The organism is Streptomyces sp. NPDC029169 (assembly GCF_055563935.1).
Window position 1 is genome coordinate 249,946 of sequence record NZ_JBVHXA010000008.1, and the last position, 20,911, is coordinate 270,856.

At 71.4% G+C, this 20,911-nt stretch carries 18 protein-coding genes and 1 pseudogene; 9 read left to right on the forward strand and 10 right to left on the reverse strand.

Annotation, left to right across the window (positions count from 1 at the left end; all coding sequences use genetic code 11):
- Positions 1 to 10: 10 nt before the first annotated feature.
- The 3 genes from ACZ4VI_RS18095 to ACZ4VI_RS18105 form a co-directional block, all read right to left on the reverse strand.
- The gene (locus tag ACZ4VI_RS18095; protein ID WP_468000188.1) at positions 11 to 874 is read right to left on the reverse strand and encodes a hypothetical protein; all 864 of its coding nucleotides are present in this window, start codon (positions 872 to 874) and stop codon (positions 11 to 13) included.
- A 366-nt stretch (positions 875 to 1,240) separates the two neighbouring features.
- The gene (locus ACZ4VI_RS18100) at positions 1,241 to 2,461 is read right to left on the reverse strand and encodes an acetyl-CoA C-acetyltransferase (RefSeq protein ID WP_468000189.1); all 1,221 of its coding nucleotides are present in this window, start codon (positions 2,459 to 2,461) and stop codon (positions 1,241 to 1,243) included.
- A gap of 374 nt (positions 2,462 to 2,835) precedes the next feature.
- The gene (locus ACZ4VI_RS18105) at positions 2,836 to 3,846 is read right to left on the reverse strand and encodes an SGNH/GDSL hydrolase family protein (protein ID WP_468000323.1); all 1,011 of its coding nucleotides are present in this window, start codon (positions 3,844 to 3,846) and stop codon (positions 2,836 to 2,838) included.
- Positions 3,847 to 3,965: 119 nt separating this feature from the next.
- On the opposite strand from ACZ4VI_RS18105, the gene ACZ4VI_RS18110 reads away from it, so the two are divergent.
- On the forward strand, positions 3,966 to 5,354 hold the full coding sequence (locus tag ACZ4VI_RS18110; RefSeq protein WP_468000190.1) for a cystathionine beta-synthase: 1,389 nt from the start codon (positions 3,966 to 3,968) through the stop codon (positions 5,352 to 5,354).
- 252 nt (positions 5,355 to 5,606) lie between these two features.
- Here ACZ4VI_RS18110 and ACZ4VI_RS18115 read toward each other — a convergent pair whose 3' ends face one another.
- Positions 5,607 to 6,203, reverse strand: a complete 597-nt coding sequence (locus ACZ4VI_RS18115; RefSeq protein WP_468000191.1) for a hypothetical protein — start codon at positions 6,201 to 6,203, stop codon at positions 5,607 to 5,609.
- Between the two features lie 99 nt (positions 6,204 to 6,302).
- Here ACZ4VI_RS18115 and ACZ4VI_RS18120 point away from each other — a divergent pair, with 99 nt between their 5' ends.
- Positions 6,303 to 7,166 carry a MurR/RpiR family transcriptional regulator gene (locus ACZ4VI_RS18120; protein WP_468000192.1) on the forward strand — a complete coding sequence of 288 codons (864 nt, stop codon included), beginning with the start codon at positions 6,303 to 6,305 and terminating at the stop codon, positions 7,164 to 7,166.
- Positions 7,167 to 7,182: 16 nt separating this feature from the next.
- On the opposite strand, the gene ACZ4VI_RS18125 is transcribed toward ACZ4VI_RS18120, so the two are convergent.
- Both ACZ4VI_RS18125 and ACZ4VI_RS18130 read right to left on the reverse strand, forming a co-directional pair.
- On the reverse strand, positions 7,183 to 7,647 hold the full coding sequence (locus ACZ4VI_RS18125) for an SRPBCC family protein (RefSeq protein ID WP_468000193.1): 465 nt from the start codon (positions 7,645 to 7,647) through the stop codon (positions 7,183 to 7,185).
- Positions 7,648 to 7,670: 23 nt separating this feature from the next.
- Positions 7,671 to 8,987: a type III PLP-dependent enzyme domain-containing protein gene (locus ACZ4VI_RS18130; RefSeq protein WP_468000194.1), complete on the reverse strand. Its 1,317-nt coding sequence runs from the start codon at positions 8,985 to 8,987 to the stop codon at positions 7,671 to 7,673.
- Between the two features lie 113 nt (positions 8,988 to 9,100).
- Here ACZ4VI_RS18130 and hutU point away from each other — a divergent pair, with 113 nt between their 5' ends.
- From hutU to ACZ4VI_RS18160, 6 genes are all read left to right on the forward strand, one after another.
- Positions 9,101 to 10,765, forward strand: a complete 1,665-nt coding sequence (gene hutU / locus ACZ4VI_RS18135) for a urocanate hydratase (RefSeq protein ID WP_468000195.1) — start codon at positions 9,101 to 9,103, stop codon at positions 10,763 to 10,765.
- A gap of 17 nt (positions 10,766 to 10,782) precedes the next feature.
- Positions 10,783 to 11,973, forward strand: coding sequence for an allantoate amidohydrolase (locus ACZ4VI_RS18140; RefSeq protein ID WP_468000325.1), 1,191 nt, complete (start codon positions 10,783 to 10,785; stop codon positions 11,971 to 11,973).
- Positions 11,964 to 13,310: a formimidoylglutamate deiminase gene (locus ACZ4VI_RS18145; protein WP_468000196.1), complete on the forward strand. Its 1,347-nt coding sequence runs from the start codon at positions 11,964 to 11,966 to the stop codon at positions 13,308 to 13,310. The genes ACZ4VI_RS18140 and ACZ4VI_RS18145 overlap by 10 nt, the downstream gene beginning before the upstream one ends.
- A 44-nt stretch (positions 13,311 to 13,354) precedes the next feature.
- Positions 13,355 to 14,602, forward strand: a complete 1,248-nt coding sequence (gene hutI, locus ACZ4VI_RS18150; protein ID WP_468000197.1) for an imidazolonepropionase — start codon at positions 13,355 to 13,357, stop codon at positions 14,600 to 14,602.
- A 17-nt stretch (positions 14,603 to 14,619) separates the two neighbouring features.
- Positions 14,620 to 15,207, forward strand: coding sequence for a DnaJ-like cysteine-rich domain-containing protein (locus tag ACZ4VI_RS18155; protein WP_468000198.1), 588 nt, complete (start codon positions 14,620 to 14,622; stop codon positions 15,205 to 15,207).
- 153 nt (positions 15,208 to 15,360) lie between these two features.
- The gene (locus tag ACZ4VI_RS18160) at positions 15,361 to 15,831 is read left to right on the forward strand and encodes an SCO4225 family membrane protein (protein ID WP_468000199.1); all 471 of its coding nucleotides are present in this window, start codon (positions 15,361 to 15,363) and stop codon (positions 15,829 to 15,831) included.
- Positions 15,832 to 15,837: 6 nt separating this feature from the next.
- Here the strand turns inward: ACZ4VI_RS18160 and ACZ4VI_RS18165 are convergent, their stop codons facing one another.
- The 4 genes and pseudogenes from ACZ4VI_RS18165 to ACZ4VI_RS18180 form a co-directional block, all read right to left on the reverse strand.
- Positions 15,838 to 16,557 carry a helix-turn-helix domain-containing protein gene (locus ACZ4VI_RS18165; protein WP_468000200.1) on the reverse strand — a complete coding sequence of 240 codons (720 nt, stop codon included), beginning with the start codon at positions 16,555 to 16,557 and terminating at the stop codon, positions 15,838 to 15,840.
- 338 nt (positions 16,558 to 16,895) lie between these two features.
- A pseudogene (locus ACZ4VI_RS18170) lies at positions 16,896 to 17,087 on the reverse strand (HD domain-containing protein); the annotation flags it as partial.
- A gap of 197 nt (positions 17,088 to 17,284) precedes the next feature.
- Positions 17,285 to 17,806, reverse strand: a complete 522-nt coding sequence (locus ACZ4VI_RS18175; RefSeq protein WP_468000201.1) for a hypothetical protein — start codon at positions 17,804 to 17,806, stop codon at positions 17,285 to 17,287.
- Between the two features lie 211 nt (positions 17,807 to 18,017).
- Positions 18,018 to 19,859: an FG-GAP-like repeat-containing protein gene (locus ACZ4VI_RS18180; protein ID WP_468000202.1), complete on the reverse strand. Its 1,842-nt coding sequence runs from the start codon at positions 19,857 to 19,859 to the stop codon at positions 18,018 to 18,020.
- A gap of 221 nt (positions 19,860 to 20,080) precedes the next feature.
- On the opposite strand from ACZ4VI_RS18180, the gene ACZ4VI_RS18185 reads away from it, so the two are divergent.
- Positions 20,081 to 20,770: an aspartate/glutamate racemase family protein gene (locus ACZ4VI_RS18185; RefSeq protein WP_468000203.1), complete on the forward strand. Its 690-nt coding sequence runs from the start codon at positions 20,081 to 20,083 to the stop codon at positions 20,768 to 20,770.
- The last annotated feature ends 141 nt before the right edge of the window (positions 20,771 to 20,911 follow it).

Here is a 20,911-nt window from a genome sequence, read left to right on the forward strand (position 1 = left end):
ATGGGGAGGACTACAGGGACGCGATGACGCGGTCGGCGAGGATGTAGACGTTCTCGTCGTCCGCGTCCCCGAAGGAGAACGTCAGGGCGTACGCGCCCGAGACGCCGGAGCCGCCGAGCAGGACCGGCGTACGGCCGGCGCGCAGGGCCTCAGCGAGGCGCTCCGCGGTCTCGCGGTGGCCGGGGGTCATGCAGAGCGTGGTGCCGTCGGCGAAGACGTACACGTCGAGCGTGCCGAGCGGGCCGGGGCGTACGTCGGTCAGCGCGGTGCGCGTGTCGGCGAGCTCCTCCAGGCGGGACACCGTGCGCTCGTGGTCGGTGACGACGGGCGTCTGGACCGGCACGAAGTCGGGGTGCGAGGGGTGGCGTCGGCGGGCCGCGGCGAGCTCGGGGGAGTCCTCCGCGTACTCGGTGTACTCGGCCAGCTCCGGGAACTCCTCCAGGACGCTGTCGACGCCGGCGCCGTCGAGCGCGGCGGCCTCGGCCTCCATCGCCTCCAGGGCCATGGCCTCCAGGCCCGCGAAGTCGGCCTGGCGCGGGATGTAGAACGGGGCGCCGTCCTCTGCGGGACCGCCCAGGCCGCCGAGCAGGGACGGGGCGTCGGCCGCGTCCCTGGCCTCCTGCGCCGCCCAGAAGGCGCGCGCCTCGGCGAGCTCGCGCTCGCGCTCCTCGGCCAGCGCCTCGGCGACCGCGGCGCGTATCTCGGCCGCGGGCGACTGGCGGGCGTGCGGGACGGACGCCCCGTGCGAGGCGGCGAGTTCGCCACGCAGCGCGACGACCTGCTTACGGAGACCGTGGGCAGCGTGCAGGGCGGCGGCGCCCACGGCCGTGGCGGCGGCCGTGGTCACCAGCAGGGCAAGAGACATGGCGCTCACTGACGTACTCCCGATTCCGAGTCGATCCCCCGACTTCCTACATCAGCCTGCCGTGGGAGTGCGCCCCCTGTCAGTGCATTACGTCACGAAATGGACAGGTATTTGGGCCAGGTGTTTAGTCCCGGAACTGCCGTGACCTGCGGGAACGACTCTCCCCCGGGACGTAGGTCACATCCTGGGGGAGATTCGGTCACGGCTGGGACGCGGAGCGGTTGGAAACCGCGTCAGCAGGCCATGGGAGCGCTGCCGCGCGTCCCATGTCAGGTTCAGCTCAGGCGCTCGCTTCTTTGCTCGCGCTTCCCTTCGCCACCGCTGCGGGCAGGTGCCGCCTTCGTTCCTCAGGCGACCCCTACCCTCCGCTACGGCTCAGCTCAGCCGCTCGATGACCATGGCCATGCCCTGGCCGCCGCCGACGCACATGGTCTCCAGGCCGAACTGCTTGTCGTGGAACTGCAGGCTGTTGATCAGCGTGCCGGTGATCCGGGCGCCGGTCATGCCGAAGGGGTGGCCGACGGCGATGGCGCCGCCGTTGACGTTCACCTTGTCCAGGTCGAAGCCGAGGTCCTGGTAGGACGGGATCACCTGGGCGGCGAACGCCTCGTTGATCTCGACCAGGTCGATGTCGCCCGTGGTCAGACCGGCGCGCTTCAGGGCCTGCTTGGAGGCCTCGACCGGGCCGAGGCCCATGATCTCGGGGGAGAGGCCCGAGACGCCGGTGGAGACGATGCGGGCGAGCGGGGTGAGGCCGAGCTCGCGGGCCTTCGTGTCCGACATGATCACGAGGGCGGCGGCGCCGTCGTTGAGCGGACAGCAGTTGGCGGCGGTGACCAGGCCGTCGGGGCGGAAGACGGGCTTGAGGCCCTGCACGCCCTCCAGGGTGACGCCGGCGCGCGGGCCGTCGTCGGCGGAGACGACGGTGCCGTCCGGGGTCGTCACCGGGGTGATCTCGCGCTCCCAGAAGCCGTTCTTGATGGCCTGCTCGGCGAGGTTCTGGGACCGTACGCCGAACTCGTCCATCTCCTGGCGGCTGATGCCCTTCCAGCGGGCCAGGTTCTCGGCGGTCTGGCCCATGGCGATGTACGCGTCGGGGACGAGGCCGTCCTCGCGCGGGTCGTGCCAGGTGGAGCCCTCGGACGCGGCGACGGCGGCGGTGCGGGCCTCGGCGTCGGCGAAGAGGGGGTTGTGCGTGTCGGGCAGGGAGTCGGAGTTGCCCTTCACGAAGCGGGAGACCATCTCGACACCGGCCGAGATGAAGACGTCGCCCTCGCCGGCCTTGATGGCGTGCAGCGCCATGCGGGAGGTCTGGAGCGAGGAGGAGCAGTAGCGCGTGATCGTGCAGCCGGGGAGGTGGTCCATCCCCATCTGGACGGCGACGATCCGGCCCAGGTTGTTGCCCTGCTCGCCGCCGGGGAGGCCGCAGCCGAGCATCAGGTCGTCGATGTCGCGCGGGTCGAGCTCGGGGACCTTGGCGAGGGCGGCCTGGATGATCGTGGCAGTGAGGTCGTCGGGCCGCAGGTCCTTCAGGGAGCCCTTGAAGGCCCGGCCGATCGGGGAGCGGGCGGTCGAGACGATGACGGCTTCGGGCATCACGGCTCCAGGAGGATGCGGAGAGGGCGGACAGAACGGGAAGTTACCTGTACGTAGGCGATGGGTCACCGGCTAGAGGGTGTGACGCGGACCTCTTTTCTAAGCGAGCGCTCAGCTCGTTGTGGGCATTCGTTCCGCTGGGGCGGAACGGGTGGGCACAACGGACGGCGCCTTTGCGGGCGCATCCGCCCCGTGCCCCTACGCCCACCCCAGGGCCCTGTACAGCGCAACGGCCTCAGGGTGCGGGTCAGGGCCCATGAACGGAACGCGCCCGCAGGCGTCCCGTGTGCCCACCCTCCCCCAAGCTCTCGGCTTCGCTCGAGCAGGGGGGACCCCCATCGCCCCAGCGGGACGATTGCCCACACGGGGGCCCCTTACGCCTGGCGGGTGGCGTCCTCCGCGTCCGGGGACGGCGTCGGCGTCTCCGCCGCCGGGATGCGCCGACGTCGCCGGTGCTTGAGGAGGGCCCACGGCGCCCGCGCCCCCGTGACCTCCGTACCGGCCTCCCGCGCCGCCTCCGCCGCCGCCTTCGCCACCGGCAGCATGTCCTCGTGGCGGTCCGGCTCCAGACGGTCGGTTTCGGGCCACACGCCAAGGACCGCGCACAGCGTCGGGAGCACCGCCATCGCCGCCGTCGCGTACCCCTCCGCCGACGGGTGGTAGTTGTCCGCCCCGAACATCTCCCGAGGGTTCGCCGCGAACTCGGGGCCCAGCAGGTCCCCCAGCGACACCGTCCGCCCGCCCTGCTCCACCACCACGATCGTCTGCGCCGCCGCCAGCTGCCGCGACACCCGCCGCGCCAGCCACCGCAGGGGCTGGTACACCGGCTCGATCGTCCCCAGGTCCGGGCAGGTCCCCACGACCACCTCCGCGCCGGCCGTCCGCAGCCGCCGCACCGCTGCCGCGAGGAGCCGTACCGACTCCGTCGCCGGCATCCGATGCGTGACGTCGTTCGCGCCGATCATGATCACGCACACGTCCGGGGGACCGGACGGGGAGGCGAGCAGCAGCGACACCTGACGCTCCAGGTCGTCCGAGCGCGCCCCCGGCAGCGCCACGTTCCGCAGCACCACCGGCCGCTCGGCCACCGCCGCGAGCCCCGAGGCCAGCAGCGCCCCCGGCGTCTGGCCCACCCGGCGCACCCCCTGGCCCGCCGCCGTCGAATCACCCAGAAGGGCCAGCCGGAAAGGGGTCACGGCGGGATCCGAGGCCGCGTAGGAGCGCCCGTACAGGCCGTCCGCCCCCGGCGGCAGGGGTGCCACCCCGCCCCCCACGTTCCGCTTCGCCAGCTGCACCTCGGCCAGGACCACGCCAAGGGCCGCGACGCCGAGCAGCCCGATGCTCCCGCCGCCGTACGCCGCGCCCGCCGCGATCCGCCGTGCCACCCTCGCCCTGGACATGGGGGCAGTCACCTCCTTCAAGCCGTTCAGGATCTAACTGCCCCGTAACCCGCACCGACTACGCATACGCTGGACGCACCATTACGGAGACCCCGGAGATTACGGTGCAATTCCACGACTCGATGATCAGCCTCGTCGGCAACACCCCGCTGGTGAAGCTCAACAACGTCACGACGGGCATCCAGGCGACCGTCCTGGCCAAGGTCGAGTACTTCAACCCCGGCGGCTCGGTCAAGGACCGCATCGCCCTGCGCATGATCGAGGCGGCCGAGGAGAGCGGGGCGCTCAAGCCCGGCGGCACGATCGTCGAGCCCACGTCCGGCAACACGGGCGTCGGCCTCGCGATCGTGGCCCAGCAGAAGGGCTACAAGTGCATCTTCGTCTGCCCCGACAAGGTGTCCACGGACAAGATCAACGTGCTGCGGGCGTACGGCGCCGAGGTCGTGGTCTGCCCCACGGCCGTCGACCCCGAGCACCCGGACTCGTACTACAACGTCTCCGACCGGCTCGTCCGTGAGACGCCGGGGGCCTGGAAGCCCGACCAGTACTCCAACCCGAACAACCCGCGCTCCCACTACGAGACGACCGGCCCCGAGCTGTGGGACCAGACGGACGGGAAGATCACCCACTTCGTCGCGGGCGTCGGCACCGGCGGCACGATCTCCGGCACCGGCAAGTACCTGAAGGAGGTCAGCGGCGGCAAGGTCCAGATCATCGGCGCCGACCCCGAGGGCTCGGTCTACTCCGGCGGCTCGGGCCGGCCGTACCTCGTCGAGGGCGTCGGCGAGGACTTCTGGCCCACGGCGTACGACGCGTCCGTGACCGACCGGATCGTGGCCGTCTCCGACAAGGACTCCTTCCAGATGACCCGCCGCCTCGCCAAGGAGGAGGGCCTCCTGGTGGGCGGCTCCTGCGGCATGGCGGTCGTCGCGGCCCTGGAGGTCGCCCGCGAGCTCGGCCCCGACGACGTCGTGGTCGTGCTGCTGCCGGACTCCGGCCGTGGCTACCTGTCCAAGATCTTCAACGACGAGTGGATGGCCGACTACGGCTTCCTGGAGGACACGTCCTCCGCCACCGTCGCGGACGTCCTGCGGCACAAGGAGGGCGTCATGCCGTCCCTCGTGCACATGCACCCGGACGAGACGGTCGGTCAGGCGATCGAGGTGCTGCGGGAGTACGGCGTCTCGCAGATGCCGATCGTCAAGCCGGGCGCCGGCCACCCGGACGTCATGGCGGCGGAGGTCGTCGGCTCGGTCGTCGAACGCGAGCTCCTCGACGCGCTGTTCACCAAGCGGGCCTCCCTGGAGGACCCGCTGGAGCGCCACATGAGCGCGCCGCTGCCGCAGGTCGGCTCCGGCGAGCCGGTCGCCGACCTGATGACCGTGCTCGGCGAGTCGGCGGACGCGGCGATCGTGCTGGTCGAGGGCAAGCCGACGGGTGTGGTGAGCCGTCAGGACCTGCTCCACTTCCTTGCGAACGGCGGGTCGAAGTAGCCCGAAGCGTGGTCGAGCGGGCGTTCGCGAAAACGGTACGGGCAGGACACGTACGCGCAGCACCCGCTTAACACGCGTCCGGCACATTGGTCGTTGTCGGCGTCACGGACTACCGGAGCGGCTCCCGGACCTCCTCACGACGCCGCGGACGCGGAGACCGGCCCTGACCCGGCCCGCGCTCCTCGCGGGGACCGCCGTCGTCCCGCCCCCCAGCCACTGGGGGTGCGGCGGTCCCCGCGCTCACGTCCTCCCTCAGGAATGGCTCTCGGCCCAGAAGCCGAACATCCTCGAAAGGCCCGCGCGCACGGCGCCTCGCCAGGTGAGGACCGCGCGGTCGACCCCGGAGAAGAGAGTCGCGAGCGCCAGGTCGGCGGGCAGGATCCGGCCGGTCGCCTGGACGGTGACCTTCTTGTTCCTCCCGAGCCCGGACTGTCGCACGGTCACGACGACACCCGGGTCCTCCGCGTCGGGCTCCCGCTTCAGCGTGTACGCCCGGCGATCGATCGCGGTCAGCCGGTAGGCGGCGCCCAGATACGTCATGCGCAGGGAACGGCCGCGGCGGCTCAGCCCCCACCTTCTCCGGCTCATGTGCACGAGGCCGTCGCCCACGCGCAGGGTCGCGCGGTTCAGCGTCGGCATCGCCACGAGCTCCGCGTGGAGGCCCCGTGTCTCGAAGGTGGCCGTGGGGACCAGGCCACCGCTCGCCTCCGCCCGGATGACGCTGTCGGCGTGCGGGAGCACGGGCCACACGACCCGGATGTCGCCGAACTCCGGAGACGTACCGTGCCAGCCGAACTGCCGCTGCTCCTTCCAGCGGGCCAGCGTGAACGGGGTGATCGTGGTGTGCATGAAAGCCTCGCTGATCGGCCGATTCCTCATCGCACGCCACGGTGCCCGTCCCCCGCTCTTCTTGCCCTGCTGCATATCTTCATGCAGAGTTCAAGGTGGATGAATAAGCGGAAGGGGGACGGCGTGAGTGACAGCCCGGCCGGACGGCTGCAGGCGCTCTTCGAGGGGCACCGGCTGACACCGACGCAGCGGCGGATCGCGCACTGCATGGTGCGCCGGGCCGGTGACGTGGCGTTTCTGTCCAGCGTGGAGCTGGCCGAGCTCGCCGGGGTCAGCCAGCCCTCCGTCACCCGCTTCGCCGTCGCCCTCGGCTTCGACGGCTACCCCGCCCTGCGCCGCCACCTCCGCGAGGTCGCGCCCGCGGGCAAGGCCGCGGGCGAGGCCGGTGAGCGCAACGAGTACCAGCAGGCCGTCCTCGCCGAGATCGAGAACCTGCGCCAACTCGCCGAGCTGCTCGCCGACCCCGCGCCCGTCGAACGCGCCGGACGGCTGCTCGCCGCCTCCCGGCCGCTGCCCGTCCTCGGGCTGCGGGCCGCCTCCTCGCAGGCGCGCGGCTTCGCGTACTTCGCCGCCAAGGTCCACCCCGACGTCCGCCTCCTCGACGAGGGCGGCTCCATGTTCACGGACCGCATCGACGCGGCGGTACGGGCCGGGGCCACGGCCCTGCTCTGCTTCGCGCTGCCCCGCCACCCCCGGGAGGTCGTGGAGGTCCTGGAGTACGCCCAGGGCGCCGGCCTGACCGTGGTGACGGTCGCCGAGTCGGCGTTCGCGCCCGTCGCCGCCCACAGCGACCTGCTGATCCCGGCCGCCGTCGGCACCGGCCTCGCCTTCGACACGGCCTGCGCCCCGATGCTCCTCGGCCGGGTCCTCCTGGAGGCCATGGCGGACGAACTACCCGACGCCCAGGCCCGGTTGGAGGAGTTCGACACCAAGGCGGCGGCGCGCGGCCTGTTCGTGGATTAGCCGGCTCAGGGAGCCGTCAGTGGCGGCGTTCCACCGTGGCCGCCATGTCGTCCAGGTCCTTCGTGAGCGCCCGGCTCACCGCTCTGGCCCCGAGGCCGCTCAGGAGCTTGGTCAGGAAGCCCAGGCGGCTGCCCTCGGCCGGGGTCGCCGAGAACGTCATCCGTACCGTCGTCGCCCCGCTCCCGTCCGGGCGCAGCGCGATCTCGGAGACGTAGTGCATGCCGTGCGAGTCCGCCACCGTCACATAGCGGTCCGGCGGCTCGGCCTCGGTCACGGTCATTTCCTCCGTGGCCTCCTTGCCCATCATCCGCCGGGTCTCGCGCCAGCGGGTGCCCACGCCGAAGCCGCCCTCGGTGAGCACCTCGACCCGTTCGACGCCGCTGAGGACCCGTGGCATGTCCTCCAGATCCGTCAGCGCCTCCCAGACGGGCCCGGGGGACGCCTGGATCCGGCGTTCGACGACGACGCTCTTGGTAGCCATGGCTCCACGGAACCACCGGGACGTCAGTCCAGCAACGCGTCCGCGAACGCCCCGCCCGCCTCGGCGACGATCTCGTCCGGCGTCTGGGCCTTCCGTACGGGCGAGAACGTCACCCCGCCCGCCTCGTCGGTGGTGAAGCCGTGGACGGCCGGGCGGGGGAGGCTGTTGTACGCGTAGTGGTGGGCGAAGCAGTACGCGCCGGTGTCCGGCACCACCACGATGTCGTCCGGCCGCAGCAGGGGCAGCGAGCGCGCGGTGGCGAGCAGGTCCCCGGCGAAGCAGGCGGGGCCCGCCACGTCCTGGACGACCTCGTCGCCGGCGCGGGGCCGGCCCTCGGAGTCGTACGCGAGGACGCGCAGCGGCCAGGAGTCCGGGCAGTAGACGGTACGGGTGGCGACCTGGACCCCCGCGTGGGTGACCGCGATGGGGCGGGCGCCGGAGGTCTTGGTGTACTCCACGCGGGCGAGCATCGTGCCGTGCTTGGCGAGCAGCGAGCGGCCGAACTCGGTGACGAGCCCGTACCGCCCGTCGAGGAGGCCGGGGGCGGTCTCGGCGAGCAGCGTGGCGTACTCGGCGTAGGTCGGCGTCTCCTCGTCGGAGGCGAAGTTCACCGGCAGTCCGCCGCCGATGTCGATCGTGTCGACCTGCTGCCGCCCCGCCTTGGCGTTGATCTCCTCGGCCAGCTCGTAGGCGACGGCGACGCCCTCGGCCATCAGGGCGAGCGGGATGCCCTGGGAGCCGGTGTGGGTGTGCAGCCGGGTCAGCCAGGGCCGGTCGAGGTACGCCTGGACCACGGCCTCCCGCGCGCCTTCGTCCCGGAGCGCCACCCCGAACTTGGAGGTGGCCGTCGCGGTCGACATGGCCGCGATCGAACCGACCCCGATCTGCGCGTTCACCCGGATGCCGAGCTGCGAGGCGGTCGGCGCGGAGGCGACGAGCTCGTCGAGCCTGGCCAGTTCCTGGAGGTTGTCGGCGTTGACGGCGACCCCGAGCGCGAGGGCCTGGCGCAGCTCGGCGGTCGTCTTGGCGGGCGAGTCGAGCACGGTACGGGACGGGTCGACGTCGGCCGCGCGGGCGAGGGCCAGCTCGCCGGGGCTCGCGACCTCGGCGCCGAGCCCGCACGAGGCGAGCAGGCGCAGGACGGGGACGAGCGGGCAGGCCTTCACGGCGAAGGCGTGCAGGACGGGGGCCTCGGTGACGGCGGCGAAGGCGGAGACGAGGGCGGCGGCCGAGGCGCGGATGCCGGCGGTGTCGAGAAGCGCGACGACGGGTTCGGAGGGGGAGAGGAGGCCCTGCTCGACGGCGGCGCGGACGGCCTGATCGCGACGGTGGGATGCCATGCCTCCATAGGACCACCGGTATGGGGGCGCCCGCAGCTGTTGACTACAACTATTCAGCACGCCAGGATGTGAATAGCTACGTCACAAGTTGCGTCACATCGGAGGAGGCACCCATGTCAGGACCCCGCCCCGTACGGGCCCCGCGCGGTACGGAACTGAGCACCCTGGGATGGCAGCAGGAGGCCGCCCTCCGGATGCTGCAGAACAACCTCGACCCCGAGGTCGCCGAGCACCCCGACAAGCTCGTCGTCTACGGCGGGACCGGTAAGGCCGCGCGCGACTGGCGCTCCTTCGACGCGATGGTGCGTACGCTGCGGACCCTGAAGCAGGACGAGACGATGCTCGTCCAGTCCGGCCGCCCGGTGGGCGTCATGCAGACCCACGAGTGGGCCCCGCGCGTCCTGATCGCCAACTCCAACCTGGTCGGCGACTGGGCGAACTGGGAGGAGTTCCGGCGCCTGGAGCAGCTGGGTCTGACCATGTACGGCCAGATGACGGCCGGCTCGTGGATCTACATCGGCACCCAGGGCATCCTCCAGGGCACGTACGAGACCTTCGCCGCCGTCGCCGCAAAGAAGTTCAACGGCACCCTGGCCGGGACCATCACGCTGACCGCCGGCCTCGGCGGCATGGGCGGCGCCCAGCCGCTCGCCGTGACGATGAACGACGGCGTCGCGATCTGTATCGACGTCGACCCGCGCGCGATCGAGCGCCGCATCGAGCACCGCTACCTCGACGTCAAGGCCGACAACCTCCGGCACGCTCTCCAGCTGGCCGTCGAGGCCCGGGACGCCCGCCGCCCGCTCTCCATCGGCCTGCTCGGCAACGCGGCCGAGCTGCTGCCGCAGATGCTCGCCGAGGGCGCCCCGATCGACATCGTGACCGACCAGACCTCGGCCCACGACCCGCTCTCCTACCTGCCGGTCGGCGTCGCCTTCGAGGACATGGCCGACGCCGCGGCCAAGGACCCGGCGGGCTTCACGACGCGCGCCCGTGAGTCCATGGCCCGCCATGTGGAGGCCATGGTCGGCTTCATGGACGCCGGCGCCGAGGTCTTCGACTACGGCAACTCCATCCGCGGCGAGGCCCAACTCGCGGGCTACGACCGGGCCTTCGCCTTCCCCGGCTTCGTACCGGCCTACATCCGGCCCCTGTTCTGCGAGGGCAAGGGCCCGTTCCGCTGGGCCGCCCTCTCCGGCGAGGCCTCGGACATCCACAAGACGGACAAGGCGATCCTGGAGCTCTTCCCGGAGAACGAGTCCCTCCACCGCTGGATCAAGATGGCCGGCGAGCGCGTCCACTTCCAGGGCCTCCCGGCGCGCATCTGCTGGCTGGGCCAGGGCGAGCGCGACAAGGCGGGCGACATGTTCAACGACATGGTCGGCAACGGCACCCTCGCCGCGCCCCTCGCCATCGGCCGCGACCACCTCGACTGCGGCTCGGTCGCCTCCCCGTACCGCGAGACCGAGGCCATGCTCGACGGCTCCGACGCGATCGCCGACTGGCCCCTCCTGAACGCCATGGTCAACGTCGCCTCCGGCGCGTCCTGGGTCTCCATCCACCACGGCGGGGGCGTCGGCATGGGCCGCTCCATCCACGCGGGCCAGGTCTCGGTCGCCGATGGCACGGCTCTCGCGGGCGAGAAGATCCGCCGCGTGCTCACCAACGACCCGGGCATGGGCGTCATCCGCCACGTCGACGCGGGCTACGACATCGCGGAGCGGGTCGCCGACGAGAAGGGCGTCCGCGTCCCGATGCGCGAGGGCGACGACGCGTGAGTGACACCTTCCACGCCATGTGGACGTCGCTGCGGCCCATCGGCCGCAGCGACGCCTCGGGCGGCTACCGCCGCTACGCCTGGACCGGCGCCGACGCCGACTGCCGGCTCTGGTTCCGGATGCAGGCGGAGGCGCGCCGGCTGAACTACGAGGTCGACCGCAACGGCAACCAGTGGGCCTGGCTCGGCGACCCGTCGGCCGGTGACGCGGTCGTCACCGGCTCGCACCTGGACTCCGTACCCGACGGCGGAGCCTTCGACGGCCCCCTCGGCGTCGTCTCCGCCTTCGCCGCGCTGGACGAACTGCGGTCCCGCGGCGTGCAGTTCAAGCGCCCCTTCGCCATCACCAACTTCGGTGACGAGGAAGGCGCCCGCTTCGGCCTGGCCTGCGTCGGCTCCCGCCTCACGGCCGGGCGGCTGACCAAGGAGCAGGCGTACGAGCTCCGCGACGCCGACGGGATCACCCTCCCGCAGGCGATGGAGGCCGCCGGCTACGACCCCGAGGCCATCGGCCCCGACCCCGAGCGCCTGGCCCGGATCGGCGCGTTCGTCGAGTTGCACGTCGAGCAGGGGCGCGCCCTGGACCTGTCCGGGGACTCCGTCGGCATCGCGTCCGCGATCTGGCCGCACGGCCGCTGGCGGTACGACTTCGCGGGCGAGGCCAACCACGCGGGCACCACCCGCCTGGTCGACCGCCGCGACCCGATGCTCACCTACGCCGAGACGGTGCTTGCCGCCCGGCGCGAGGCCGAACTCGCGGGCGCGGTCGCCACGTTCGGCAAGATCGCGGTCGAGCCGAACGGGGTCAACGCGATCCCGTCCCTGGTCCGGGGCTGGCTGGACGCCCGCGCCGCCGACCAGGGCGCCCTGGACACGGTCACGGAGGGCATCGAGACCGCGGCCCGCGACTACGCCGACCGGCACGGCATCGACCTCACGGTCGTCCGGGAGTCCTTCACGCCGGTGGTCGAGTTCGCGCACGCGCTGCGGGACGAGCTCACGGGCATCCTCGGGGAGAAGACCCCGGTCCTCGGCACGGGAGCGGGCCACGACGCGGGTATTTTGTCCGAATCGATCCCGACCGCCATGCTGTTCGTACGGAACCCCACGGGCGTCTCGCACTCCCCGGCCGAGTTCGCGGCCGAGGATGACTGCGTGGCGGGGGTCATCGCACTCGCCGACGTACTGGAAGGGCTGGCGTGCAGGTGACGACGTCGACGACGTACTGGCTGGAACACGCGTGGCTGGACACGAACGTGGAGCCGGGCGTGGCGCTTGAGGTGGCGGAGGGCCGCGTCAAGGCGGTACGCAAGGGGGTGGACTCCCCGCCTCCGGGCGCGGTCGTGCTCCGGGGCCTGACGATCCCGGGCCTGGCCAACGCGCACTCGCACGCCTTCCACCGTGCCCTGCGCGGGACGGTCCAGGTCGGCTCGGGCACGTTCTGGACGTGGCGGGAGGTCATGTACCAGGTGGCGTCCCGGCTGACACCGGAGACGTACCACTCCCTCGCCCGCGCGGTGTACGCGGAGATGGCGCTGGCCGGCATCACGGCGGTCGGCGAGTTCCACTACCTCCACCACGCTCCGGGCGGCACCCCGTACGCCGACCCCAACGCGATGGGCGAGGCCCTCGTGGCGGCGGCGGCCGACGCGGGCATCCGGATCACGCTCCTCGACACGGCGTACCTCTCCTCCGGCTTCGGCGCCGCCCCCGACACCCACCAGCTCCGCTTCTCGGACGGCACGGCCGACGCGTGGGCGGAACGGGTCTCGCTTCTCAAGGAACGGGAAGGCGTCCGGATCGGGGCGGCGATCCACTCGGTCCGGGCGGTCCCGGCCGACCAGCTGGCGACGGTGGCTAACTGGGCGCAGTCGCGCGCCGTACCCCTCCACGTCCACCTCTCGGAGCAGACGGCCGAGAACGACGCCTGCCTCGCGGCCCACGGCCGCACGCCGACTCAGCTGCTCGCGGACCACGGGGTACTGGGCGAGAGGACGACGGGCGTCCACAACACGCACCTGACGACCGAGGACATCTCCCTTCTGGGCTCGTCGACCACAGGCACCTGCATGTGCCCGACGACGGAACGGGACCTGGCGGACGGCATCGGCCCGGCCGTCGCCCTCCAGCGCGCGGGCTCCCCGCTGTCGCTGGGCAGCGACAGCCACGCGGTCATCGACCTCCTGGAGGAGGCGCGGGCGATGGAGCTGAACGAGCGCCTGCGCTCCCGCACGCGCGGCCACTGGACGGCCGCCGCGCTGCTCCGGGCCGCGACCGCCGACGGCCACGCGGCCCTCGGCTGGGACGAGGCGGGCACCCTGGAGGCGGGCGCGCTCGCCGACTTCACGACGATCGCCCTGGACTCGGTCAGGACAGCGGGACCGGTGCCGCGTCTGGCAGCCGAGACGGCGGTATTCGCAGCGTCGGCCGCGGATGTGCGGCACACGATCGTGGGCGGCCGCCATGTCGTACGGGACGGGGTCCACCAGTCCGTACCGGACGTGCCCCGTGCCCTCGCGGAATCGATCGCCGCCCTGCGCGGCTGAAGCGGCTGAAGCGGCCGAAGCGACTGAAGGAGACACCTCTCATCATGAACACCGGCCCCGCGACGAGGAACAACCCGGCGGCGAGCTCCGCCCCCACGAGCGCGAACAGCGCCGTGGCGACGGCCGCCACGGCCATCGTCAACATCGCCAGCCTGGTCACGAACGATCCCTCCCTCGGTGATGGAACCCCCCTGGGCCTGATCCAGGACGCGGCCGTCGTCATCGAAGGCGACCGAGTCGTCTGGGTCGGTGAATCAAGCAAAGCACCCGCCACTGACAACCGGGTCGACGCCGGTGGCCGGGCGGTGATCCCCGGTTTCGTGGACTCCCACTCGCACCTCGTCTTCGCGGGCGACCGCACCGCGGAGTTCAACGCGCGGATGTCGGGCCAGGCGTACAAGGCGGGCGGAATCCGCACGACGGTGGCGGCGACTCGCGCGGCGAGCGACGAGGACCTCTCGGCGAACGTAGGGCGCTTCATGGCGGAGGCCCTGCGCCAGGGCACCACGACCTTCGAGACGAAGTCGGGCTACGGCCTGACCGTCGAGGACGAGGCGCGGGCGCTACGGATCGCGGCCGAGCACACGGACGAGGTCACGTACCTGGGCGCCCACATCGTCTCGCCCGACTACGCCGACGACCCGGCGGCGTACGTGGACCTGGTGACGGGCGAGATGCTCGACGCCTGTGCGCCGTACGCCCGTTGGGTGGACGTCTTCTGCGAGAAGGGCGCGTTCGACGGGGACCAGGCGCGGGCGATCCTCACGGCCGGCAAGGCGAAGGGCCTGCACCCGCGGGTCCACGCGAACCAGCTCTCGTACGGCCCCGGTGTCCAGCTCGCGGTGGAGCTGGACGCGGCGAGCGCGGACCACTGCACGCACCTGACGGAGGAGGACGTGGACGCCCTGGCGTCGGGCAACACGGTCGCAACCCTCCTCCCGGGCGCGGAGTTCTCCACCCGAGCCGAGTGGCCGGACGCGCGCCGCCTCCTGGACGCGGGCGTGACGGTGGCCCTGTCGACGGACTGCAACCCGGGTTCCTCCTTCACCTCGTCCGTCCCGTTCTGCATCGCGCTGGCGGTACGGGACATGGGGATGACCCCGGACGAAGCGGTCTGGTCGGCCACGGCGGGCGGCGCGGCAGCGCTGCGCCGCACGGACATCGGCCGCCTGACCCCGGGCGCCCGCGCGGACCTCGCCCTCCTCGACGCCCCGTCCCACGTCCACCTGGCCTACCGCCCGGGCGTGCCTTTGGTGACGGAGGTCTGGCGGCGGGGAACTCGGGTGGTCTGAACGCCCGTTACGCATGCATGAGCGATGAAATCGCGGGCGCGGCCGAGGAGTTCGAGGAATCGGTGAACCGGCTGCGCCGCGCTCTGCGTGCGGTCGCGGCTGCCGTGGCCCCGGGCGTCGAGCCGAGAGCCGAGGAGTGGACCGGCGACCGGCTCACCGAGAGCGGGGCGATGGGCAAGCGGTTCCAGATGTCCCTGACGCTGCCGGACACCCCCTACGACCCCGCGGCAGCGGCCGAGGCGTTCGAGGCGGCGGGCTGGCGTACGGAGCCCGGCGAGGCCTTCGGCGGGCGTCCCCTCCTCAAGGCGACGCACGACCACAACCGCTTCACGGCAAGCGCCCGTGCCGAGGGCCGCACGCTGCGGATCTCGGGCGAGGTGCCGACCGTATGGATCCACCGCACATGGACACGCCCCCCACGCGTGGCCACCGTGGCTTCGCTGAGATCCGGCGAGCAACTGTGCACCATGTGCGAAGGCTGGGGCACGTGCCGCACGTGCGAGGGCCTTGGCTTCTGGAAGAGCCGAGTATGCCCGGAATGCGGCCTGGGCACGACGTGCCCGGACTGCCAGGGCACAGGCACGGAGCCTGTGCCGCCCGGATGACCCGGCTGTCCCCCGGCTGCCGCCGCGACTGCCCGCGCGAGCCCGGCCGACGCCTGGGTGGCGTAGCGGGTGCGTACGCGCGCTGAGTAGTCGTACTCAGGCGCGCGGGTTCCACCGTTCCGATACTGGCTGTCGGACGAACGGGGGGAAGGCGTGAGACGACGTCGGTCAAGACTTGAAGTGTGGGTTCCGGCCGGCTATTTGGCCGTGGTGGTGGGGCTGTTGGTCTGGGTGGACGTGCTCGTCCGGACGGGGGACGCCGGGTTCGCCGGCATCTGGCCGATGCTGGCCACCGCACCGCTCAGCCTCCTGGCCATACGGCTGATCGTGCCCGATCCCGAGTCGCTCGGGTTGCCGGAGGCCACGCCGCCCGTCCACACGGGCCCCATGCCGCCCGAGCCCCTGCCTGCGCCCGTGCCCGAGCCCGTGCCCGTGGGGCCGCCCCCGACCGACTCGGGAGCGTACGACGTGCCCAGCGCCGAACTGCCCGACATGTGGCTGGGGTTCGGGTTCTACGGTCTGATCCTGGCCTGCGCCCTGGTCAACGCCACGGCGCTCTGGGCGCTGGTGCGGGGCCTGACCGGTCTCCTCGCACGCCGTCGACGCGACTTCGGACAGGCATAGGGCACCTCACTCCCTGGAGCTGCAGCCGCGGCAGAGTCCCTCATCGGCTCCCCGGAAGGCGCGGTCGCAACGGTCGCAGTTCTGGAGTGGCAGGGTCGTAGGTGCCTCCGCCACGGGAGGAAGTTCCGGCGGCAGCCACTCGCGGACGCGGTGGGCGAGGAGGCGGGCGGGCCAGCGGATGGTGCCGGTGGGGAGCCCGCTGATGAGGGTCCGGGTGACGATGGCGGGGGCGATGTCCCGCTCCAGCCATCGCTGGACCTCGGGCGCCAGGCGCCGTACGTCGTTCTCCGAGAGCAGCAGCCGTGGCTCGCGCTGCCGGAGGCCCGCGAGGAGGGTGGCAGCGGGCTTCAACTCCTCGGTGAGTGCAGGTACTTCGGGTTCCGGCGGCGTCGGCTCCCGCCGGGCCGGACGGGCGCGCTTGACCAGGTCGACGGGGTGCGGGTTCTCGTACCAGGTCGTGATCGTCGCCAGCCTGGCGTCGTCGCCCCGCGTCACCTGCCGCTTCAGGTACCCGGCGGCCTCCAGCTCCCGCAGTGCCCCGGCGATCCTCGACTCACCCTCCCGGAAACGGAGGGCGAGGATCTTGATGCCGACGAGCGCGCCGTCGGGCAGCGACTGGATGTACACGCCGACGCCGATCGCGCAGGCGGACAGGTCCTTGTGCTGGGCGAGATGGTTGCCCACGACCGTGAACTTCTCGTCGTGATGGTGACGTACGTGCGTCACTCCGGCCCGCGAGGGCGTGAGGGTACTAAACTGCGTCGCAGTCATCGGGAAGGCCCAACTTCCTTGGTGATCAGGCCCTCGATCGGGATGCCAGTCCCGCCGGGGGCCGAAATCATTTACGGCATATGCAAGTTGGCGAGACCGTACCGCGCCGACCGGCCGTTCTGCCACCTTGTCACCCGAAGGTGTGAGCTGTCGGGTTTGGACGGAGTCGGTTCTTACCCCAGTCCTTTTCAAAGGGACGTCGTGGAACGCCGGTTCCCCCAGAACCGGGTCGCGAAGAACCGCGATCCACGCGCCGCGACGTGCGATTTCGACACTCAGGATGTCAGGTCCATTCAGCTCCGCGACTCTCCGAGCGTCGCGCGCAACCAGTCCAAGCTGCCCTGCGCCATCAGTTCGTCCGCCAGTCGTCCCGCCGTCTCCGTGACGATCCGGCCCCGGCTGTTGTCGATCCAGCGCTGGGCGTTCTCGTAGCCCTGAGCCTTGTACTCGAGGCCCTGCAGCAGGCACTCCGGCTTGTCGGCGTCGAGGAGTTCGAGGATGCGGTGAACTGGCTGCGGCGCGAACGCGGGCGGCGGGCCTGAGCCACTCACGACCACGGCCTTCGCGCTGATCCACTCCGTGACGGAGCACACGATCAGGCGAAGGCCGTCTACGCGTCCGCCGAACTGCGAAAACGCTGATCAAGGTCGACGCGTTCGATGCCGGAGCTCACACGACAAGCTCAGGTGTTCTTGGTCTCCGTGTACGAGTCCGCCACCGTGACCTTCGCCCAGGAGTTGGAGACGTGGCAACTCCGGAACTGATGCGTGACGTACACCTGGTACTCCCGCTTCTTGATGCCGATCTTGTAGCTGACCCGCTTGTGGGCGGGCACCACGATCATCGTGGTCTTGCCCCGCGAGATGGAGGCACTGGCCTCGACACTGACGCCGAGCTTGGAGTTGATCTCCCCCACGGCCAGATCGAGCTTGCCTCCGATCTCACCGCTGACGCTGCCCTTCAGGCTGGCGCTGATCTCCGCGCTGACGCTCTCGCGCACGGAGGCACTGCTGCTGCGGTTGTCGATGGTCCCTGACGCGACCACCTTGTGCCACGTGGACGAGATCTCCGTGTACTTGCGCTTGTAGACGTCGTCACAGATCTCACCTGCGGACGCGGGCGTCGCCGACAGCCCGATCAGCCCGCCGGCGAGCACGGCCGACGCGGTGGTGGCCGTGACGAACTTGCGCGCGGAAGTGCGCATGCTGTTTCCCCCTCTTAAGGCTCCGGCCTGGTCAGTGCCGAAGCGGTCCCCTGAAACTAGCCAAGGGCAGTCGGGCCCGACAACGCTCTTGATCAGAATCTGAGCTTGTCGTTCAACGTCCGCCGAAGCGCGAAACCGGACCCCCGGACCCCGGACGCACCGGAGCCCCGGTCCGCGCACGGGCCGGGGCGCCTGTGTCCGTGCCTGTCGGTCAGCTGAGGGAGCTGAAGATTGACCAGCCGCCCGCGCCGACCAGCGTCGAGGGGCCGTCGACCGGATCGACGCCGCTCACGCCGCCCGCGTAGAAGAGCAGGTTGTACACGCCCGAGGAGTCCACAGCCGTGGTCCACATGTCGGTGATGCCGTCACCGTTCGCGTCGTGGGCTCCGGCCAGCAGCGGCCGGTTGGCTGTGCCGTAGCCGCTGCCGTACTGGGTGCGGTCGTCGAAGGTGCCGATCGGGCGGATCACCGTGCCGTTGCCGTCCTTCCTGCCGTCGCCGCCGCGGTAGAGGTACAGGTAGTTGGTGACGGTGTTACGGGCCAGAAGGTCCGGGAAGCCGTCCTGGTCGGCGTCCCCGGCGGCCGACAGGTCCATGGCGGCCCAGCTCTGGCTGCCGATCATCACCGGAGCCTTCACGGACGGGGTGGCGCCGGGCACGCCGTCGTAGCGGTACAGCGCATCGCCCCGCTGGGCCACCAGGTCGGGATAGCCGTCGCCGGTGATGTCACCGACTCCGGTGATCCTGGCGTCGGCCTCCAGGGGGGTCGTCGTCAGCAGCTTGTGGGCGTCGAGCGCTGTGCCGCCCTTGTTCGGGTAGAGGCGCAGCTCGGTGCCGACGCGGGCGACCACGTCCTCCCGGCCGTCGCCGGTCCAGTCCCCGCGGTGGGTGACCGAGGCGCCGGTCCAGTTGGTGCCCGTGCCGAAGGCGGTGATCGGGGCGCCGTGGTCGCCGGTGCCGTCGCCCGGATAGAGGCGCAGGCCGCCGGCCTTCTCTACGGCGAGCAGGTCGGGGCGGGTGTCGCCGGTGAGGTCGCCGTAGGCCGGGGCCAGGCGGGCGATCACCGGGGCGTGGTCGGACCAGCCGTTCGGCTGGGTGTTCGGGACGTTCTTCGTCCGGTCCATCAGGTCGTGAGCGACTTCGATGCTGACGAAACGGTTCTTCTTCGAGGTGAAGACGTGGTCGATCCGGCTGGTGACCGGGGCCGGGTTCGTCACCCCGGGAGCCCAGCCCTGACGGGTGTACTCGGTGCTGGCAGAGTGGTACAGGCCGCCGTCGATGAGGGGCTTCAGGCTCAGGGAAGTCTCGACGGCATTGAGGTCACCGGCGATGACCAGGCCGGCGGCGAAGTCCGCGCCGAGCGTGGCGCTGATCTCTTCGGACTGCTTGGTTCGGGCCTCGTCGGCCGTCCCGCCCCCGGGGAGCAGGTGCGTGCTGCACAGTTTGTCGGGCCAGCCTTCGAGGCGGCCGCACACCGCCGGCAGGTCACGGGCCGCGTACCCGCCGGGGATGGACGTGTTGTCGTCGCGCAGGGTGTCGAAGCGCTGGACGTCCGTGAGGGCGCCCTTGACCCCGAGGATCACCCCGAGGTCGCCGCCGAGCTGCGATCCGCGGCAGTTGGTTGCGTATCCGATCACCTTGCCCGTCGTGTCCGTGACCTCGCGGTTGCCCTTGGCGAAGGCGAACTGCCAGCCCTCCGGGCCGAGCTTCGACTCCAGAAAGGCAAGGTGACTGAGACTCTGGTCCCCGGAGACCGAGCCGTCCCCGTAGCCGCAGGTCTCCTGCAGCAGCACGACGTCCGCATGATGCTGGCGGGCCAGGGAGACGATCGCGTCGGCCTTCGCCGCGGGCTCATTGCGACGGGCGCAATAGCCCGCCTGCCCGCGCACGCCGCCCGCCTCACCGCAGATGTTCCAGGAGATCACCCGCAGCTCGGTCTTGGGCGCCACCGGCGCCTCCTCGGCCATCGTCTGCGGTGCCGTCAGCAGGGAAGCGGCCACCGCCCCCACGGCCAGCAGCCCGCCGGCCGCCCACCCTCGTCTTCCGAATGCCATAGCCTTCCCGGCCCCCTCTTCTTCCTCCATCGGGGGCGCGCCGCGCGTCAACGCATGCGGTTCGGGGCACACGGCGGGCCGGCGAGCGACCCCCACCAGTTACGGCCGACATGCTACGGCCGGCTCGGCCGACTTCATTGCCTGTGTCTTCGGGGGCGCTTCTACGGCGTCACGGACAATGAAGGCCCTCATGAAGGCACCGCGTCGCCTAGCGTGGATCCATGAAGACAATCGGCCTCATCGGCGGCATGAGCTGGGAGTCCAGCGCCGAGTACTACCGGCTCCTCAACGAACTCGTCCGTGAGCGGCTCGGGGGGCTGCACTCCGCGCGTTGCGTCCTGCACTCCGTCGACTTCGCCGAGATCGAGCGGCTCCAGGTCGCCGGTGAGTGGGAGAAGGCGGGCCAGGTGCTCGCCGAGGCGGCTCAAGGGCTCGAAGCGGCCGGCGCCGACCTGCTTCTCATCTGTACGAACACCATGCACAAGGTCGCCGACCAGGTGCAGCAGGCCGTCCGTGTACCCCTGTTGCATCTCGGGGACGCCACCGCGCGCGCCGTGCGCGCCGCCGGGATCACCACCGTCGGGCTCCTCGGCACCGCCTTCACCATGGAGCAGGACTTCTACCGCGACCGCCTCGCCTCCCACGGCCTCACCGTCCTCGTGCCCGACGCCGACGGCCGTGCCGCCGTCCACCGGATCATCTACGAAGAGCTGTGCCTCGGGATCGTGAACGAGGCCTCCCGCGCCACGTACCAGCAGGTCATCGAGGGGCTCGTCGCTGCAGGGGCCCAAGGGGTGATCCTCGGCTGCACCGAGATCGAGCTGCTCGTGCGCCCCGAGGACAGCCCTGTGGCCGTCTTCCCGACCACCCGTATCCACGCCGAAGCGGCGGTCGACGACTCCCTCAGCTGACACGCCCCACGAATTCCCCTCTGTCACAGAAAGGTCGAGTGCCCTGTCCCGGAGGGTTTTCGACCGGTACCGTCCTGTACGGCAGGACTCAGGGGGGAAGACCGGGGGGTCGGAGAGTTGAGCGCTGTCCGTAAGAAGGAT

Coding starts and splice junctions, on each gene's coding strand:
- ACZ4VI_RS18100 (WP_468000189.1), bottom strand. CDS start 2,461: ATGCCCGAAGCCGTCATCGTCTCGACCGCCCGCTCCCCGATCGGCCGG.
- ACZ4VI_RS18115 (WP_468000191.1), bottom strand. CDS start 6,203: ATGCACACCACGATCACCCCGTTCACGCTGGCCCGCTGGAAGGAGCAG.
- ACZ4VI_RS18120 (WP_468000192.1), top strand. CDS start 6,303: ATGAATAAGCGGAAGGGGGACGGCGTGAGTGACAGCCCGGCCGGACGG.
- ACZ4VI_RS18125 (WP_468000193.1), bottom strand. CDS start 7,647: ATGGCTACCAAGAGCGTCGTCGTCGAACGCCGGATCCAGGCGTCCCCC.
- ACZ4VI_RS18130 (WP_468000194.1), bottom strand. CDS start 8,987: ATGGCATCCCACCGTCGCGATCAGGCCGTCCGCGCCGCCGTCGAGCAG.
- hutU (WP_468000195.1), top strand. CDS start 9,101: ATGTCAGGACCCCGCCCCGTACGGGCCCCGCGCGGTACGGAACTGAGC.
- ACZ4VI_RS18140 (WP_468000325.1), top strand. CDS start 10,783: ATGTGGACGTCGCTGCGGCCCATCGGCCGCAGCGACGCCTCGGGCGGC.
- hutI (WP_468000197.1), top strand. CDS start 13,355: ATGAACACCGGCCCCGCGACGAGGAACAACCCGGCGGCGAGCTCCGCC.
- ACZ4VI_RS18155 (WP_468000198.1), top strand. CDS start 14,620: ATGAGCGATGAAATCGCGGGCGCGGCCGAGGAGTTCGAGGAATCGGTG.
- ACZ4VI_RS18175 (WP_468000201.1), bottom strand. CDS start 17,806: ATGCGCACTTCCGCGCGCAAGTTCGTCACGGCCACCACCGCGTCGGCC.
- ACZ4VI_RS18180 (WP_468000202.1), bottom strand. CDS start 19,859: ATGGCATTCGGAAGACGAGGGTGGGCGGCCGGCGGGCTGCTGGCCGTG.
- ACZ4VI_RS18185 (WP_468000203.1), top strand. CDS start 20,081: ATGAAGACAATCGGCCTCATCGGCGGCATGAGCTGGGAGTCCAGCGCC.